The following is a 13,850-nucleotide window of genomic DNA, read 5'->3' as shown; positions in this document are numbered from 1 at the left end:
TCAGCCCCCGCCCATGAGTCTCAGGGCCAGCCGCTCCCCCGCCTCCACCGCCGCGGCATGGTCCTGGACGGGTGACACCCGGGCGTTCTTGAACACTAGGTAGGTGACCCCGGCAGGGGTACCGCCGCCGCGGGGATCGGCACGGATTCCGAGCCCCGCGGCCGTCGCGTACGAGGCCTCGCCGATGATGTCCTGCGGGCCGGTGTCACCGACGACGGCGTACTGGACGCGGTCCCGGTAGATCACGACCGCGACCGAGCCGGGCCCGATGCCGTGGTCCCGGTAGTTCCAGATGTCGCTCGGCGCCGGGACGACGACGTAGGGCAGGGTCTCGGCGCTCAGATATCGGCCGTCGGACTGCTGGAAGGCCGTGGACTCGGAGAAGAGCGGGTCGGTGCCGCTGTTGCACAGGGGGCCCGGTCTGCCGTCGCAGTCGATGTCCATGTCGGCCGTCCAGAAGACCGCGCCGGGGGCGTCGCAGACCGGGATGTCGGCCCGGGTGCCGTCGTCGCTGCGGTATCGCCCGTGCGAGACGGGGGTGCAGCCGCCGAGTTTCGCCAGCAGGTCGGCGGCTCGGACGGAGCCCTCCCGTGCGGGTGTGACGGGGCTTCCCGGGCGGCCCGTGGTGGGGATCGTGGACAGCACCGCCGGGACCGAGGCGAGCAGGGCGGCTGCCGCGGCCGCGGCCAGCGTCAGCGACTGGACACGCACGATGGGAGACCCTCTCCTGGGGGGCATGGACGCTCATCTGCCCCAATCTGGTGGGCCGTCGAGAGCGCGTCCACCGGGAGGGGGCCGGACGGTGCACGGCCGCTTCCGCGGGCGCCGCGCGGCCCAGCGGCCCTGGCCGGACCCGGCTCCGACCGCTCGGCCGCGCGCGTCGGCACGGGATCAGCGACGACAGCGTTCCGCGCCGCGGGCAGGAACTCCCCTGACAGTGGGGCGAGTTCACACCGCGTCGGGATCAGCATACGTACCCCCGCGACAGTCCGGTCAACGACGTCCGCCCTCTTGATGTGGTCGCGTCACCCGTGTCTTATAGGTACAGACCAATCCCGTCGAGGGAGGGCAGACCCGTGCGACGCGTTCCCCTCACCGTCCCGCGCGCCCTGGTGTGCGCAGCGCTGCTCGCGCTCACCTCCTGCGGATGGGGCGCGCCGACGTCCGTCGAGGGCGAACGGCTGCCCGCCGCGGCGACGGGCGTGACCGCTGCCGCCGGTAGCTCGACCAGCGTGCACGTCATGTGGAACCTGACCACCGAGGACCCGAGGATCACCCGCTACGAGGTGTATCGCGGCACCACCAAGGTCAAGGAAGTACCAGGTTCGGAGCACATGGTGGACATCACCCGGCTCGAACCGTCCACCTCGTACGTCTTCAGGGTCCGGGCCCGGAACGCGGACGGGGTCCCGGGGCCGCTCAGCCGGCCGGCGTCGGCCACCACCCCGGCGGCGGTCGCGGCCGACCGCACCGCGCCGACCCGCCCCGGCGGCCCGCACGGGAAAGCCGTGGGCGGCCGGGCGGCCCAGCTGTCCTGGACCAGGTCCTCCGACGCGCGGGGCGTGGCGTCGTACGACATCTACCAGGGCACGTCGAAGATCCACAGTGTGGGCGGCGCGCAGACGGCGGCCGTCGTCACCGGGCTGCGGCCGGGCACGGCCTACGTCTTCACCGTGCGGGCCCGCGACGCCGCGGACAACGTCTCGGCGCCGAGCGGCTCCGTCCGGATCACCACCGCGCCGGGGCCCGCGGACGACCGGAGCACGGCACCGGCCGACTTCCGGGCGACGACCCACCGGCGCGACGGGGCGTACTACATCGACCTGGCGTGGACGGCCCCCGAGGTCGACGGGGTGATCACGGAGTACCGGATCCAGCTCGACGGGCGTGAGGTGACCTCGCTCGTCTGGGGCGGCAGCCCGCCCCGCGGCACCTGCAACCACAGCTTCTACGTCGGCCGGGAGGCGGACGTGACGCACCGGGTACGCATCCGGGCGAAGCTACCCGACGGCACGTGGGGCGCGCTGTCCCCGGAGCGCTCCGTGACGACGGGCCGCTGACCACCTCCACAGCGCCCCGGCCGTCGCGCGGGCCCCGCAGGCGTTCCCGCACCGCCACGCGTTCCCGCACCGCCGCACGTTCCCGCACCCGCTCCCGCTCCGGCGACCGGTGACCAGGGCGGAGACGAAACCGGAGCCGGTGAACCTGCGGGGGAAGCGGGCCCTCGGCCGCGTCGGCAGTCCGCCGGACGATGGAATTCGTCACCTGCCCGGTCCCCGTCCGCATGCGCGCCCCGGCCGGGGCGCATTGGCTCGCACCGAGGCAGCACGGGCCTTTCCAATCCTCGGCGGTGCATGGGATGTACCGCCAACCGTGCCGCTGGAGGGCAGTTCCTATGCGTACCACTCAGAGACTTCTCCGCTCCGGCCTGACCGTGGCCGCCACCACTGCGCTTCCGCTCACCCTGGCCGCGCCGGCGGCCGTCGCCTGGGGTTCCGGGATCTCCGTGAGCACCAGTGGCACCTCGGTCTCGGTCACCACCAGCGCCTGCCCCAGCAACGGAAGCAGCTTCGGCAACGCCTCGTTGCTCTCCAGCGGGCAGACGAACTTCGCCCAGGGGCGCCAGATGCCGCTCACCGGGACGAGCAGCAACCAGTCGGCGGCCTGGACCGGCGTCAGCCCCGGAACGTTCACGGTGATCGTGGTCTGCCAGGACGGCACGACGGCGGGCACCCAGTCGATCATCGTCGCGGCCAGCGCGGCCCCCTCGACCCCCGCGACCCCCACGATCTCGACGACGGTCTCACCGTCACCGTCGCGCGGTGTCATGGGTGGACTCGGCGGGGCCGTGAAGGACTACGGCACGGCCACGGTCGTCGGCGGCGGCGCCCTGGTCGTGACCGGCACGGTGGCGACGGCCTGGTTCCTGCGCCGCCGCTCCAAGCCCCACCGGCTCTGATCCGGGGCCCGTCGCGACGGGCGGCCGTTTCCGCCGGCTCCGGCCGCGGGCGGCCGCCCCGTGCCGGGATTCGGCCGCCTCGGGCATCGGTTCAACCGCCCCCTGAGCCGGGTTCCGCCGCGCCGGGCCTCGGTTCAACCACTCTGTGCCAGGATTCGGCCGCCCTGTACCGGGCTCCTCATGGAACGGCCCCGCTCTCCGGCCGGGCGTACGCCCGGCCGTGGCCGGGCACACGGTCGGCGCTCAGTCGCTCGCCCGCATGCTCTCGAACTCGGCCAAGGCGTGGGTCAGCCACTGGGTCCAGAAGGTCTCCAGGTCGATACCGGCTCTCAGGACGAGATGGCGCAGCCGGTCCTCGGGCGTGCTCTTGTCCGGCGGGAAGTCCCGGTCCTGGATCTGCTCGTACTCGGCCAACTGGCCTCGGTGCAGGGCGAGATGGCGGCGCAGATCGGCCTCGACGCCCTCGGTGCCGACGACGGCCGCGGCGCGCAGGCGCAGCAGCATCGTGTCGCGCAGCGGCTTCGGGTCCTGCGAGGCGGCGGTCCAGCGGGCGAGTTCGGCGCGGCCCCCGGGCAGGACCTCGTAACTCTTCTTCTGACCCCGGGCGTGCTGCTCGGGGGGAAGCGCCTTGATGTATCCCTCGGCCTCCAGTTTTCCCAGCTCGCGATAGATCTGCTGATGCGTCGCCGACCAGAAGTAGCCGATCGACTTGTCGAACCGCCGGGTCAGTTCGAGGCCGGACGAGGGCTTCTCGAGCAGGGCGGTGAGGATCGCGTGCGGGAGTGACATGAGGTCATCCTAGGGAGCGCCCGGGGCGCCGCCCGATGTCCGGCCGCGCTCCGCCGGGCACCGCGACAGGGCACTCGCCCCGGCGGGACTCGGTGAGTCCCGCCGGGGCGAGTCGGGTCAGGCGTCCCCGCACGGCCACCGGGTGGCCGCGCGGAGCGGCGGGTCAGCGGGTGAACGTGACGCGCTGCTCCTTGAAGGCGCCGCAGTTGGAACCGGACACCTGGGTGTACACGTTCTTGATCTGGCCACCCCAGTCGACGCAGTGGCCCTTGCCGTACACGTACGTCGGTCCCGCGTACGACGTGTACAGCCCGTAGTCGTCGTCGCCCAGGCCGGTGTCGGAGACGTAGACCCATGCGGCCATCTCCACGGCGGTACCCGGGCTGTTGCGGATGGTGGTGACGCAGTTCTTGCCGTTCGAGGAGTTGTACGTCAGGTACACGGTGCCCAGAGAGCCGATGGGCGCCGAGTTCACCGTCTTGTAGGCGCTGCCGCAGACCTTCTGCGGCGTGGTGTTGGCCGCGGCCGAGGCGGGCGCCGCCATGGCGGTGGTGGCCCCCACCATCAGGGCGGCGAAGGCACCGGCCATCAGGGCGGAACGGTTGAATCGCATATTTCCCCCTTGCGATCTTTGGAGACGTTTGCTCCTGCCTGATGTGACCCGCGACACTCCAAAACGGTTGTGCTTGCCCTCGAAAATTGTGCGGCCGGAACGACGTGCGGCGGACGGGACCGGCCGCGCGGGCCGCCCATCACCGCCGCCGTCGACCGTGTGAAGGTGCTCCCTGGCGGGTCCTCCGGCGCGGGACCCTAGAGCGCCGCCGCCAGCTCCGTGCCCTGCTTGATGGCCCGCTTGGCGTCGAGTTCGGCGGCCACGTCGGCGCCGCCGATGAGGTGGACACCGCGGCCCGTGGCGAGCAGCGCCTCGTACAGGTCGCGGCGCGGCTCCTGTCCGGTGCACAGCACGATCGTGTCGACCTCCAGGACCTGGCTGTGCCCGTCGACGGTGACGTGCAGTCCGGCGTCGTCGATCCGGTCGTACCGGACACCCGGAACCATGGTGACGCCCCGGTGCTTGAGTTCCGTGCGGTGGATCCAGCCGGTCGTCTTGCCGAGTCCGGAGCCGACCTTGGAGGCCTTGCGCTGGAGGAGGTGCACGGTGCGCGGCGGGGCGGGCCGTTCGGGGGCGGCGAGACCGCCGGGGGTCCGGTAGTCCATGTCGACGCCCCAGCCGCGGAAGTACGTCGCCGGGTCCTCGCTCGCCTTGTCGCCGCTGTCGGTGAGGAACTCGGCGACGTCGAAGCCGATGCCGCCGGCGCCGAGGATGGCCACGCGGTCGCCGACGGGGGCTCCGTCGCGCAGGACGTCGAGGTAGCCGACGACGCTCGGGTGGTCGACGCCCGGGATCTCCGGGGTGCGCGGGCTGACGCCGGTGGCGACGACGACCTCGTCGTACGTCTCCAGCGTCTCCACGGTGGCCGGCGTGTTCAACCGGACGTCCACACCGTGCAGTTCGAGCTGCGTGCGGAAGTAGCGGATCGTCTCGTCGAACTCCTGCTTGCCGGGGACCTTGCGGGCCACGTTGAGCTGGCCGCCGATGTCGGCCGCGGCGTCGAACAGCGTGACGTCGTGGCCGCGTTCGGCGGCGCTGACGGCGCAGGCGAGTCCGGCCGGCCCGGCGCCCACGACGGCGACGGTCTTGCGCAGCCGGGTCGGTGCGAGGACGAGCTCCGTCTCGTGGCAGGCGCGCGGGTTGACCAGACAGGAGGTGATCTTGCCGCTGAAGGTGTGGTCGAGGCAGGCCTGATTGCACCCGATGCAGGTGTTGATGGCTTCCGGGCGGCCGGCCTCGGCCTTGGCGACGAAGTCGGGGTCGGCGAGCATCGGCCGGGCCAGCGAGACCATGTCTGCGTGGCCGTCGGCGAGCAACTGCTCGGCGATCTCGGGGGTGTTGATGCGGTTGGTGGTCACCAGCGGGATCGAGACCGAGCCCATGACCTTCTTGGTCACCCAGGCGTACGCGCCGCGCGGCACCGAGGTCGCGATGGTGGGGATACGGGCCTCGTGCCAGCCGATGCCGGTGTTGATGATCGTCGCTCCGGCGGCCTCGACGGCCCGCGCGAGCGTGATGACCTCGTCGAGCGAGGAGCCGCCGGGCACCAGGTCGAGCATCGACAGACGGTAGATGACGATGAAGTCGTCGCCCACGGCCTCGCGTACGCGGCGGACGATCTCGACGGGGAAGCGCATCCGGTTCTCGTACGAGCCACCCCAGCGGTCGTCGCGCCGGTTGGCCTGGAGGGCGATGAACTCGTTGATGAGGTAGCCCTCGGAGCCCATGATCTCGACGCCGTCGTAGCCGGCCTGCCGGGCGAGCCGGGCGGCGCGGGCGTAGTCGTCGATGGTCTGCTCGATCTCGGCGTCGCTGAGCTCGTGCGGCACGAAGGGGCTGATCGGGGCCTGGAGCGCACTGGGGGCCACCAGGTCCTGGTGGTAGGCGTACCGGCCGAAGTGCAGGATCTGCATGGCGATCCTGCCGCCCTCACGGTGCACCGCGGCAGTGATCTCGGCGTGCTGCTCGGCCTCGGCCTCGGTGGTCAGCTTGGCGCCGCCCTCGTAGGGCCGTCCGGCGTCGTTGGGCGCGATGCCACCGGTGACGATCAGGCCCACGCCGCCTCGCGCGCGGGCGGCGTAGAACTCCGCCATGCGCTCGAAGCCGCGCTCGGCCTCCTCCAAGCCCACGTGCATGGAGCCCATGAGCACGCGGTTGGGCAGGGTGGTGAAGCCCAGGTCGAGCGGGTTCAGCAGATGCGGGTAACGGCTCATCGGGCCCTCCGTGCACGGTGTCGTCGTACGTCTGTTGTAGACGACGGGCCGCGCGTTATGCAACTAGTTGCACAATGAGGAGGATCACTCGGCGGGAAGCCCGGGGCGGGCCGAAGGAACGCACGGCGCGGCCGGGGAGCACGCGGCGCGGGCCGAAGGGACGTGCGGACCGGACCGGAGAACATCGGCGCGGGCCGGAGGCGGGGTCAGCCGAGAGCGACCTGAGCCACGAGTTCGGCGACCGTATCCGGCTGCTCGACCATCACCAGGTGGCCCGCGTCGGGGACCGAGACCAGGGTCACGCCGGGGGCCGCTTCCAGTCCGGCGCGCTCGTCCTCCGACAGACCGACGTCGTCGTGGTCGCCGCGCACGACCCAGGCGGGCACACCCGAGTCACGGAGCCGCGAGACCAGGTCCGGGTACCGGTCCAGATAGTCGAAATAGTGCCGGATCACCTGGCGGCAGAACGCCGGGTCGTTCTTCTCGAACTCGGCGGTCAGCGCCTCACGCCGGGCCGGGGGCAGTCGGCTCACCATGACGCGGGGCGTCAGTTTGACCAGACCGGACCAGGTCAGCGCCCCGATGCCGGGCACACGCCCGAGGCTGTTGGCGATCGCGAGCGCCTTGTCCTCGTCGGATGCCGAGAACGTGGGGGAGAGCAGCACGACGGGACCGGTGAAGAGCCCGCCGGCCGCCATCTCCAGGGCGACGTTGGCGCCGATGCTGTGGCCGACCACGACGTCGCAGCCCCGCTCCGCGGCCAGGGCGCCCGCCAGCGCCGCGTAGTTCTCCATGGAGAGATCGTGCGGCGGCGTGGTGCCCGCGTGCCCCGGCAGGGTCGCGGCCACCAGCCGCACCGGCGCGGAGGCGAGCGGCGGTGCGGCCATCAGATCGTCGTAGAACGCCGTGCTGCACATCCCGCCGGGCAGCAGCAGCACCCGGGTGCCCGCGTCCGCGGGCCCCGACTCCTTGATTTCCCACGCGTCGAACGTCCGGGGGGTGCTGCTCATGTCCGGGCCTCCCTCTGGTACCTGCCGTCAGCCGGAGTGTGGCGCGCGGGGCGGCACGATCGGCCGACCGAGGGCCGAACGCGGCATGTCGCCGCGTCCGGCCCGCCCGGTCAGGGCTTCACGCCGATCACCACGTTGGCGTACCTCTCCTCCGAGACGGACAGGCGCGCGATCAGTCCGGCACGGGCGAAGGCCTCGACGGCCGTGGGCGCCTGGCGCTCGCTCGTCTCGACGAGGACACAGCCGCCGCGGGCCAGCCAGCGCGGTGCCTCGGCGGCGACGCGGCGCGCGAGGTCGAGTCCGTCGGCGCCGCCGTCGAGGGCGACCAGGGGTTCGTGGTCCCGGGCCTCCGAGGGCAGCAGGCCGACCTCGTCGGTCGGGACGTACGGCACGTTGGCGGCCAGGACGTCGACCCGGCCGCGCAGCGTGGCGGGCAGTGCCGCGAAGAGGTCCCCCTCGTGGACCCGGCCCGCGAACGGCGCGACATTGCGGCGGGCGCAGCGCACCGCCGCCGGGTCGATGTCGGCGGCGTGCAGCTCGGGACCGCCGAGGGACGCCGCCAGCGCGGCGCCCACCGCGCCCGAGCCGCAGCACAGGTCCACCACGACGGACGCGCCGCGCGCCAGCGCGACCGCCTGCTCGACGAGGAACTCGGTACGGCGGCGCGGCACGAAGACGCCCGGGTCGAGGCTGATGCGCAGACCGTGGAACTCGGCCCAGCCGAGGACGTGTTCGAGGGGCAGTCCCGCGACGCGCCGGTCCACCATCGCGGAGGCCTCGTCCGGGGTGCGGGCGGCGGAGCGGATCAGCTCCGCCTCGTCCTCGGCGAAGACACAGCCGGCGGAGCGGAGCGCGGCGACCATGGGGTCTGCCGCGTCGGGAACGTCAGGAGAGAGAGGAGGCATGAAGCCGAGGGCCTTTCGACGAACCGAAGGGCGCTCCCACGGCCACCGTCAGACGGCGACCGCGTTGCCTGGAGAGGAGAGCACCCGACCTGACACAGCGGTAATGGGTCTCACCTCCTCGGCCACTCGTCGGCCGAGACGGTCCTCGGCCGGGAGGGTCACCTTACAGGAGCGATCACCCGACGGGCGTCGACAGGTCGCCGCCATGGGCGGACCTCTCGCCGCCGGATTCACTCGGGCCGACTTGTGTGACTCTCACCCCTCCTGCTCCAAGTTGTATTATGCAACCAGGGCAGCTCAGAGAGGTTCCGTCATGGCATCCGAAGGAGCCGGCGAGCACGCCGTCACCACCGGGACACCGGCCGACGGCGTGACGGCCGACGCGGCGGTGGAGATCATCCAGCGGGAGATGACCGTGTTCGCCCGGAGGGCCCGCGCCTCGGCGGGGCGCATGCATCCCGAGCTGTCCCTGGTCTCGTACACCCTCCTCGGCCATCTGGAGGAGGTCGGCGGCTGCCGGGCCACGGACCTCGCCGCGCACTACGCGCTGGACAAGTCGACGGTGAGCCGTCAGGTGGCGGCGCTGGAGCGGGCCGGGCTGATCGGGCGGCGCACCGACCCCGAGGATCACCGTGTCCAGGTGCTGCATCCGACCGCCGCGGGCACCGAGATCCTCGCCCAGGTGACCCGCAGCCGCCGGACGGCGTTCCGCGAGCGGCTCGCGGACTGGCCCGAAGAGGACCTCGCCCGCTTCGCGTCGTATCTCCTGCGCTACAACGCCGCGGCCCCCGTCCTCGGCACGGGGAAGCCGGAATCAGGGCCACGGAGGGACTGACCCGGCATCCCGTGGTGTCATCCCACGCCCGCGGTCCGGCCGTCGCCCAGGTGTTCGGGCACCCGTGCGGCCATGAAGCGGACCCTGCGGCGCAGCCGGAATCCCAGCGACTCGTAGAGACGGATGGCACCGGTGTTGCTCGCGGCCGTGTGCAGGAACGGGGTCTCACCACGCTCCCGGATGCCGTGGGCGACGGCCAGGATCAGACGTGTGGCCAGGCCCTCGCCGCGGTGGCCGGGGTCCGTGCAGACCGCGCTGATCTCGGTCCAGCCCGGCGGGTGGAGCCGCTCGCCGGCCATGGCGACCAGGGCGCCGTCGCGACGGATCCCGAGATACGTCCCCAGCTCGACCGTGCGCGGCTCGAACGGGCCCGGCTGGGTCCGTTCCACCAGGTCCAGCATGTCCGGCACGTCGGCGGGGCCGAGCCGTACCGCCTCGGCGTCGGGCGCCGCGTCCAGCCCGTCGTCCACCAGCTGGACCCCCTCGAGGCTGAAGACGACCTCCCAGCCGTCCGGGGTCCGCCCGTCGAAGCCGGCCAGCGGGGCATCGCCCCCGGGGCCCACCAGGGCCGCCAGGTCCGCCCAGTCGGCGGCGCCGGGATCATCGGGCAGCGCCAGCCACGGAGACACGTCCAGGGGGTAGCGCAGCACACGTCCACGCCGTTCGGCGAAGTGCGCGTGGGGCCCGGTGAGGGAGCCGAGCGCCGGGTTGTCGAGAGGGTGACGGCCGGCGGGGGTCTCCTGCGTCTCCGGGCCCTCGAACCGTGTGGAGACGTGCGCCTCGGTCATCTGCTCCCTCACTCTCCTTCGCTGTGGTCACCGGTCACGCCGTGACACCGCTCGCCGCGACACCGCTCACCGCTGGTGCGTGTACGGGCCACCGGAGTCGGCTTCAGGATCAAGGAGGATCGGGGCGCGGCTATTCCCGGGCTCCGGAAGAGTTCATACGTACGCAATGATCAGCGCCCGGTACCGGCTCGAAGCACGATCCGTGTGCGCGTACCGTTGAATGGTCAAGAAGCGGTGCGTGCATGGGACACCGATCCGTGCCCGTACCCGTACCTGAACCCGTCACCCTCGATCCGCGGGTGGCCGCCGCGGCGGCCACGCCCGATCGGCGGGCCGTCGTCCCTGCGGTCCTGGAGGCACCACCCGTATGAACGTCACGCGAGGCTTCACCGGCCGCCCGCGCGTCCACAACGCCGGACTGCCGCCCGGCCAGTACGACGCCGGCGACGACTGGCCCGTCCTGTCCGCCGAGGTGACCCCGGACCTGGCACCCGCCGACTGGACCCTGCGGATCGACGGCCTGGTGGCCGAGCCTCGGACCTGGGACTGGGAGCAGGCGCACGCGCTGCCCGCCTCGTCGTACGAGGGCGACATCCACTGCGTGACGAGCTGGTCGAAGTTCGGAGTGCGCTTCGGCGGCGTGTCCCTGGACACGTTGCTGGAGGCCGTACGACCGGACCCGGCCGCCACCCACGCGGTCGCGTACTCGCACACCGGGTACACCGCGAACCTCCCGCTGGCCGACCTCACCGGTGGTCGCGCCTGGATCGTGTGGGAGTACGACGGCCGGCCGCTTCCGGCCGAACACGGCGGCCCCGCCCGGCTGATCGTGCCCCACCTGTACTTCTGGAAGAGCACCAAGTGGATCGCGGGGATCCGGATCCTCGACCACGACGAGCCGGGATTCTGGGAACAGAACGGCTACCACGCCCGCGGCAACCCCTGGGAAGAGCAGCGTTACTCCGGTGACTGAGACCACGACCTTCGTACCGCCGACGGCCTTCGTACCGCCGACACGGTTCGCCGTGCCCGGACGCATCGCCGTGAACACGAGCACGGCCACCACCTGGCAGACCGCCACGCTCACCGAGATCCGCCGCGAGACCGCGCACGCAGCGACGTTCCGGTTCGCCGTGCCCGCGTGGGAGGGGCATCTGCCCGGCCAGCATCTGATGCTGCGGCTCATCGCCGGGGACGGATATGTGGCGCAGCGCCACTACTCCATCGCGTCCTCACCCGACGGCACCGGCCACATCGAACTGACGCTGGACCATGTCGACGGCGGCGAGGTCTCCGGCTGGTTCCACACCGTGGCCCGGCCCGGCGACTCCGTCGAGGTACGCGGTCCGCTCAGCGGCTTCTTCGCCTGGCCCGGGGACCGGCCGGCGCTGCTCGTCGGCGCGGGTTCCGGGGTCGTGCCGCTGATGTCGATGCTGCGGCACCACCGCGCGCAGGGGCTCGACGTACCGCTGCGCCTGCTGGTCTCCGCGCGCAGCCCCGAGGAACTCATCTACGCACCGGAGTACGGCGACGAGACCACAGCCGTGTTCACCCGCGCGGCCCCGGACGGTGTGCCCGTCGGACGTATGACAGCCGCACATATGGCGCCCCTCCTGGCCGAACAGCCGCCCGGTGGGTGGGAGGCCTATATCTGCGGTTCCAACGGATTCGCCGAGCACGCCTCGCGCCTGCTGGTGGAAGCCGGGCAGCCGGTGGACCGGATTCGGATCGAGCGGTTCGGCTAGGGCCTCGCGGCACGTCAGCCGTGCGGCACCACGACGACCGGGCAGGTCACCTGGCGGATGACGGTCCGTGCCGCGCGGCCCAGGCGCTCGCCCGCGCGGCGACCGACGATCAGCAGGCCCGAGCCGGTGGACGCCCTCAGCAACCTGTCCGCGGGATGGCCGTGGACGACCTCTTCCGAGACCGGGGTGTCCGGGAACTTGGCGCGCCAGGGCTGGAGCGTGTCACTCAGGGCGTGTCGTCGGACGGTCTCCCGGTCGTGCGCGCCGCCGGGCGAGGCCACGGTGGCCGACGGCTCGGCCGGGACGCGGTCGTCGTCCGGGGGCGAGGTCCAGGCGTGCACCACGAGGAGCGGTGCCGAGCGGACGGCAGCGGTCTCGAAAGCGTGGCCGACCAGTTGGTCGGCGGGGTGCTCCAGATCGAGGCCGAGGACCACGGGACGGTAGGGCACGGTGCCCGGGAATACGTCTCCGGAGGTGAACGCCCTCTCGTCCTCCGGGAGTTCACCCTCCCGGACGAGAACGACGGGGCGCTCCGCGGCGGCTGCGACGGCCAGGGCGACGGAGCCGGCCAGGAAGCCCGCCGGAGCGGGGTGGCCGGTGTGACCGCGGGAGCCGACGACCAGCGTCTGTGACTCTGCGGCCGCCGCGAGCAGCGCGGGCACCGCGGGCGCCTCGGTGTGGCGCGCGAGGATGTCCAACGCCGGGTGCGCGTACGACAGTTGGATCGCCGCCCGGTCGAGCGCCGACCTGGCGCACCCCACGGGCACGTCGACGTCCGGAACGCGCGCGGCGACACGCTGCGGTGTGCCCGCGTGCACCAGACGCAGCGGGAGGCGGCGTCGTTCGGCCTCGCGGGCCGCCCAGTCGGCGGCGTCCAGACTGGCGCGCGAACCGTCGATTCCCGCGGTGATGGTGGTGCCGGTGTTCATGACCGATGCCTTTCGGGGTGTGGACGGCGGGTGCCGGGAGGCCTTTCGCGCCCGGCATCTCCGGGAATCCGGGCCGGTGGGTGTATCCGGCCGGGGGCGGGGCAGTCGGGTGTGCGCCCGGCTGTCGCGGGCGGCGGCGGTCTGTCTCGCCATCGGGGCTCCTGTTCGCCGACGCGGTGGTGTACGGGTTCCACGGCGGGCGGGGATCAGTCGTTCGCCGTGCGGCACCGCACGGGCCGACGCCGGACCGATCGGCGCCGGAAAACCGGCCGACGTCGGGTGCCGTGTGCTGTGTGCTGTGTGCTGTGTCAGGTGCGGAACCGTCAGGTGCGGTGAACCGGCCGCGGTCGGCAGGCTGTTCGGCGCCGGGGACGCAAGGCGCCGGTCGCCGGGATCGTCCGGGCGTCGGCGCGCGGCAGTGAGGAGGGGACATGCGAACCCGGGTGCGCGGCTGGCGCTGGCGCCGCAATCCGCTGCGGCGCCGTTCCGATGTCGTCGAGGCGTGGTGGGCGCTGGCCGTCTGTGTTCTGCTGTGCGTCGGCGCACCGCTCGTGGGGGCGGGGGCCGCGTGGTGGACGTATGACGGCACGCAGGCACACGCGGCGGCCCGGCACGCCGCCCAGCAGCACGTCCGTGCCGTACTGGTGGAGGACGTGCCGACAGCGGTGCCGTCGAGGCCCGGCGCCAGACCGCCTTCGCCGTCCGCGCGGGTTCGCTGGACAGGGTCGGACGGGACGCGGCAGACCCGTCTGGTGGGCGTGCCCGCGGGTCTGCGGCGCGGTACGCGCGTCGACGTGTGGACCGACGCGCGGGGACGGATCGTGCGTCCGGCGCCGAGCTCCTCGGTGATCCTGCAACAAGCCCTGGCCATGGGCGTCTTCGCGTCCGCGGGCGCCGTCTCCGTCCTCTTCGTCGCGCATCTCTGCGTACGCAGGGCTCTGGCGCGCCGCCGGCTGGCCCAGTGGGAGCACGACTGGGCGCGGACGGAACCGGACTGGACCCGGCGCACGGCCTGACCGCCTGGAGTCTCCCCGTCCCGGCGCGGCCGTAGCGGGCCCCCGAGG

Annotated in this window: 14 protein-coding genes; 6 read left to right on the top strand and 8 right to left on the bottom strand. The window is 72.6% G+C overall.

The features are described from left to right. Window positions 1-711 carry a glycoside hydrolase family 75 protein gene (locus tag OG780_RS37135; RefSeq protein WP_328455654.1) on the bottom strand — a complete coding sequence of 237 codons (711 nt, stop codon included), beginning with the start codon at window positions 709-711 and terminating at the stop codon, window positions 1-3. A 365-nt stretch (window positions 712-1,076) separates the two neighbouring features. On the opposite strand from OG780_RS37135, the gene OG780_RS37130 reads away from it, so the two are divergent. Together OG780_RS37130 and OG780_RS37125 are read left to right on the top strand one after the other, a co-directional pair. Next, complete coding sequence (locus OG780_RS37130; protein ID WP_328455652.1) at window positions 1,077-2,060, top strand: fibronectin type III domain-containing protein; 984 nt, start codon at window positions 1,077-1,079, stop codon at window positions 2,058-2,060. A 335-nt stretch (window positions 2,061-2,395) separates the two neighbouring features. Next, complete coding sequence (locus tag OG780_RS37125; RefSeq protein WP_328455650.1) at window positions 2,396-2,959, top strand: hypothetical protein; 564 nt, start codon at window positions 2,396-2,398, stop codon at window positions 2,957-2,959. 243 nt (window positions 2,960-3,202) lie between these two features. On the opposite strand, the gene OG780_RS37120 is transcribed toward OG780_RS37125, so the two are convergent. The 5 genes from OG780_RS37120 to OG780_RS37100 form a co-directional block, all read right to left on the bottom strand. Next, window positions 3,203-3,748 (bottom strand): PadR family transcriptional regulator, encoded by a 546-nt coding sequence (locus tag OG780_RS37120; RefSeq protein WP_328455648.1) that lies wholly within the window; start codon window positions 3,746-3,748, stop codon window positions 3,203-3,205. Window positions 3,749-3,911: 163 nt separating this feature from the next. Continuing rightward, window positions 3,912-4,361 (bottom strand): spore-associated protein, encoded by a 450-nt coding sequence (locus OG780_RS37115; RefSeq protein ID WP_328455646.1) that lies wholly within the window; start codon window positions 4,359-4,361, stop codon window positions 3,912-3,914. A gap of 197 nt (window positions 4,362-4,558) precedes the next feature. After that, window positions 4,559-6,574, bottom strand: a complete 2,016-nt coding sequence (locus OG780_RS37110; protein ID WP_328455644.1) for an NADPH-dependent 2,4-dienoyl-CoA reductase — start codon at window positions 6,572-6,574, stop codon at window positions 4,559-4,561. A 206-nt stretch (window positions 6,575-6,780) separates the two neighbouring features. Further along, window positions 6,781-7,584, bottom strand: a complete 804-nt coding sequence (locus OG780_RS37105; RefSeq protein ID WP_328455642.1) for an alpha/beta fold hydrolase — start codon at window positions 7,582-7,584, stop codon at window positions 6,781-6,783. A gap of 110 nt (window positions 7,585-7,694) precedes the next feature. Beyond that, on the bottom strand, window positions 7,695-8,489 hold the full coding sequence (locus tag OG780_RS37100) for a putative protein N(5)-glutamine methyltransferase (protein WP_328455640.1): 795 nt from the start codon (window positions 8,487-8,489) through the stop codon (window positions 7,695-7,697). Between the two features lie 409 nt (window positions 8,490-8,898). Between OG780_RS37100 and OG780_RS37095 the strand changes: the two genes are divergently transcribed. Then, window positions 8,899-9,324: a MarR family winged helix-turn-helix transcriptional regulator gene (locus OG780_RS37095; protein WP_328458658.1), complete on the top strand. Its 426-nt coding sequence runs from the start codon at window positions 8,899-8,901 to the stop codon at window positions 9,322-9,324. 17 nt (window positions 9,325-9,341) lie between these two features. Here OG780_RS37095 and OG780_RS37090 read toward each other — a convergent pair whose 3' ends face one another. Next, the gene (locus OG780_RS37090) at window positions 9,342-10,112 is read right to left on the bottom strand and encodes a GNAT family N-acetyltransferase (RefSeq protein ID WP_328455638.1); all 771 of its coding nucleotides are present in this window, start codon (window positions 10,110-10,112) and stop codon (window positions 9,342-9,344) included. 367 nt (window positions 10,113-10,479) lie between these two features. Here OG780_RS37090 and OG780_RS37085 point away from each other — a divergent pair, with 367 nt between their 5' ends. Continuing rightward, window positions 10,480-11,085: a sulfite oxidase-like oxidoreductase gene (locus tag OG780_RS37085; protein WP_328455637.1), complete on the top strand. Its 606-nt coding sequence runs from the start codon at window positions 10,480-10,482 to the stop codon at window positions 11,083-11,085. Next, window positions 11,078-11,857, top strand: coding sequence for a ferredoxin reductase (locus tag OG780_RS37080; RefSeq protein ID WP_328455635.1), 780 nt, complete (start codon window positions 11,078-11,080; stop codon window positions 11,855-11,857). The genes OG780_RS37085 and OG780_RS37080 overlap by 8 nt, the downstream gene beginning before the upstream one ends. 14 nt (window positions 11,858-11,871) lie before the next feature. Here the strand turns inward: OG780_RS37080 and OG780_RS37075 are convergent, their stop codons facing one another. Beyond that, window positions 11,872-12,786 carry a universal stress protein gene (locus tag OG780_RS37075; protein WP_328455633.1) on the bottom strand — a complete coding sequence of 305 codons (915 nt, stop codon included), beginning with the start codon at window positions 12,784-12,786 and terminating at the stop codon, window positions 11,872-11,874. Between the two features lie 431 nt (window positions 12,787-13,217). Between OG780_RS37075 and OG780_RS37070 the strand changes: the two genes are divergently transcribed. Then, window positions 13,218-13,802: an Rv1733c family protein gene (locus OG780_RS37070; RefSeq protein ID WP_328455631.1), complete on the top strand. Its 585-nt coding sequence runs from the start codon at window positions 13,218-13,220 to the stop codon at window positions 13,800-13,802. Window positions 13,803-13,850 lie beyond the last annotated feature (48 nt).

It is taken from the genome of Streptomyces sp. NBC_00386 (assembly GCF_036063235.1).
GTDB lineage: Bacteria > Actinomycetota > Actinomycetes > Streptomycetales > Streptomycetaceae > Streptomyces.
The sequence above is the reverse complement of the archived record's forward strand: the minus strand, read 5'-3'. Positions and strand labels throughout refer to the sequence as shown.

Coding starts and splice junctions, on each gene's coding strand:
- OG780_RS37125 (WP_328455650.1), top strand. CDS start 2,396: ATGCGTACCACTCAGAGACTTCTCCGCTCCGGCCTGACCGTGGCCGCC.
- OG780_RS37095 (WP_328458658.1), top strand. CDS start 8,899: ATGACCGTGTTCGCCCGGAGGGCCCGCGCCTCGGCGGGGCGCATGCAT.
- OG780_RS37070 (WP_328455631.1), top strand. CDS start 13,218: ATGCGAACCCGGGTGCGCGGCTGGCGCTGGCGCCGCAATCCGCTGCGG.
- OG780_RS37115 (WP_328455646.1), bottom strand. CDS start 4,361: ATGCGATTCAACCGTTCCGCCCTGATGGCCGGTGCCTTCGCCGCCCTG.
- OG780_RS37100 (WP_328455640.1), bottom strand. CDS start 8,489: ATGCCTCCTCTCTCTCCTGACGTTCCCGACGCGGCAGACCCCATGGTC.
- OG780_RS37120 (WP_328455648.1), bottom strand. CDS start 3,748: ATGTCACTCCCGCACGCGATCCTCACCGCCCTGCTCGAGAAGCCCTCG.
- OG780_RS37090 (WP_328455638.1), bottom strand. CDS start 10,112: ATGACCGAGGCGCACGTCTCCACACGGTTCGAGGGCCCGGAGACGCAG.
- OG780_RS37075 (WP_328455633.1), bottom strand. CDS start 12,786: ATGAACACCGGCACCACCATCACCGCGGGAATCGACGGTTCGCGCGCC.
- OG780_RS37085 (WP_328455637.1), top strand. CDS start 10,480: ATGAACGTCACGCGAGGCTTCACCGGCCGCCCGCGCGTCCACAACGCC.
- OG780_RS37110 (WP_328455644.1), bottom strand. CDS start 6,574: ATGAGCCGTTACCCGCATCTGCTGAACCCGCTCGACCTGGGCTTCACC.
- OG780_RS37105 (WP_328455642.1), bottom strand. CDS start 7,584: ATGAGCAGCACCCCCCGGACGTTCGACGCGTGGGAAATCAAGGAGTCG.